The following is a 2,500-nucleotide window of genomic DNA, read 5'->3' on the forward strand; positions in this document are numbered from 1 at the left end:
TGCGAAGCCGTAAGGCGAAGTATAGGGGGTGACACCTGCCCGGTGCTGGAAGGTTAAGGAGAGGGGTTAGCGTAAGCGAAGCTCTGAACTGAAGCCCCAGTAAACGGCGGCCGTAACTATAACGGTCCTAAGGTAGCGAAATTCCTTGTCGGGTAAGTTCCGACCCGCACGAAAGGTGTAACGATTTGGGCACTGTCTCAACCAGAGACTCGGTGAAATTATAGTACCTGTGAAGATGCAGGTTACCCGCGACAGGACGGAAAGACCCCGTGGAGCTTTACTGTAGCCTGATATTGAATTTTGGTACAGTTTGTACAGGATAGGCGGGAGCCATTGAAACCGGAGCGCTAGCTTCGGTGGAGGCGCTGGTGGGATACCGCCCTGACTGTATTGAAATTCTAACCTACGGGTCTTATCGACCCGGGAGACAGTGTCAGGTGGGCAGTTTGACTGGGGCGGTCGCCTCCTAAAGTGTAACGGAGGCGCCCAAAGGTTCCCTCAGAATGGTTGGAAATCATTCGTAGAGTGCAAAGGCATAAGGGAGCTTGACTGCGAGACCTACAAGTCGAGCAGGGACGAAAGTCGGGCTTAGTGATCCGGTGGTTCCGCATGGAAGGGCCATCGCTCAACGGATAAAAGCTACCCCGGGGATAACAGGCTTATCTCCCCCAAGAGTCCACATCGACGGGGAGGTTTGGCACCTCGATGTCGGCTCATCGCATCCTGGGGCTGTAGTCGGTCCCAAGGGTTGGGCTGTTCGCCCATTAAAGCGGTACGCGAGCTGGGTTCAGAACGTCGTGAGACAGTTCGGTCCCTATCCGTCGTGGGCGTAGGAAATTTGAGAGGAGCTGTCCTTAGTACGAGAGGACCGGGATGGACGCACCGCTGGTGTACCAGTTGTTCTGCCAAGGGCATAGCTGGGTAGCTATGTGCGGAAGGGATAAGTGCTGAAAGCATCTAAGCATGAAGCCCCCCTCAAGATGAGATTTCCCATAGCGTAAGCTAGTAAGATCCCTGAAAGATGATCAGGTTGATAGGTTCGAGGTGGAAGCATGGTGACATGTGGAGCTGACGAATACTAATAGATCGAGGACTTAACCATATAATATGTAGCAATGTTATCTAGTTTTGAAGGAATATGCCTTCATAGTTTGGTGATGATGGCAGAGAGGTCACACCCGTTCCCATACCGAACACGGAAGTTAAGCTCTCTAGCGCCGATGGTAGTTGGGACCTTGTCCCTGTGAGAGTAGGACGTCGCCAAGCAAAAACCTAAGTCGTTTCGACTTAGGTTTTTTTGTGTTTATTTTTATTGCTCAAAATATAAAGGTAAGAATTACCTTTTGTAAAAATATAGTCGAGATGTAAAAAGAATGTTTGTGATCTTATATAAAAAGGTTATGTGAAAAATGGTGGTCCAGCTCTTTTTTTGCATAACCTTTTGTATTTTTAAAGGATTTTACATAAGAAAAAATCTATAATTAAGGTAGTTAACATATATTTTTGATGGGTGTGGGGGATTATGAAAGAAATATGCATGTTATTAGTAGCTGTTATATTATGGGGGACAGCTATTGCTCCAACAAAATGGGCGTTAGAATCTATTCAGCCGTTTACTTTGTTGTTTATTCGTCTTTTCTTTGCAGGTGGAATTTGTATGCTATTTTCATTTAAGCAACTACAAAAATCAGTTGTACATAAAAAAGTTCCATGGAAAAGAATGAGTTTACTAGCTTTTACCGGTGTAGCTGGGTACTTTATGTTTACATCCTACGGTATTTCTTTAACAAGTGGATTACATGTTAGTATCATAGATGCTGCATTACCATTAGTTACAATTCTTTTTTCAGCATTCTTCTTGAAAGAGAAAATTCGATTGAATTATTGGATAGGAATTATATTGGGTGCTATAGGAGTACTCTTTATTACGATTCCATCTAAAAGTGCTGATCAAGAAGTATCTTTAATAGGAGATATCCTGATATTATTAAGTACTTTTCTATTTGCTTTCTACACGGTTTTGCTAAAACGACCAAAACAAGAACAGTATTTATCAAACGAGGTTTTTACAACATTAACTTTAATTATTGGAGCTGTTATTCTATTACCATTTGCACTGGTAGAAATTCTTTATTACGGTTTACCAAAGATTGAAACTTGGAAAACGGGACTTAGTGTAATATACCTTGTTATTGGAGCAACAATTTTAGCGTATTGGTTTTGGAATAAAGCGCTAGAGAGAGTTTCAGCATCAGTAAGCGGATTATATTTAAATGCATTACCATTAATAAGTATTGTTACTTCAATTATTCTATTAAATGAATCTCTGACAGGGAGAGTAATAATGGGAGCAAGTTTAGTTTTAACCGGAGTAGGATGGGCGGATAAGCAAAAGTTATGTAATCTATTAAAAGGTAATAAGGTGAAGAATAGAGACTGCTAAACAGTATGATTTATATAATTGACATGTAAAAAAGATACCTTATATATGAGGTATCTT

General features: G+C 42.0%; 1 protein-coding gene and 2 rRNA genes (1 of these 3 running past the window's edge). All 3 read left to right on the forward strand.

The window, feature by feature from the left end; all coding sequences use genetic code 11:
• A 23S ribosomal RNA gene (locus tag AC241_RS01665) occupies positions 1-1,102 on the forward strand (it extends 1,820 nt beyond the left edge of the window).
• Positions 1,103-1,150: 48 nt separating this feature from the next.
• Positions 1,151-1,266, forward strand: a 5S ribosomal RNA gene (rrf, locus tag AC241_RS01670).
• Positions 1,267-1,522: 256 nt separating this feature from the next.
• Positions 1,523-2,443: a DMT family transporter gene (locus AC241_RS01675; protein ID WP_048564185.1), complete on the forward strand. Its 921-nt coding sequence runs from the start codon at positions 1,523-1,525 to the stop codon at positions 2,441-2,443.
• The last annotated feature ends 57 nt before the right edge of the window (positions 2,444-2,500 follow it).

It is taken from the genome of Bacillus thuringiensis, from assembly GCF_001182785.1.
In the GTDB taxonomy this organism is placed as follows: domain Bacteria; phylum Bacillota; class Bacilli; order Bacillales; family Bacillaceae_G; genus Bacillus_A; species Bacillus_A thuringiensis_S.

Bases quoted from the DNA above. Each gene is read 5' to 3' on its own strand.
- AC241_RS01675 (WP_048564185.1), top strand. From the start codon at position 1,523: ATGAAAGAAATATGCATGTTATTAGTAGCTGTTATATTATGGGGGACA.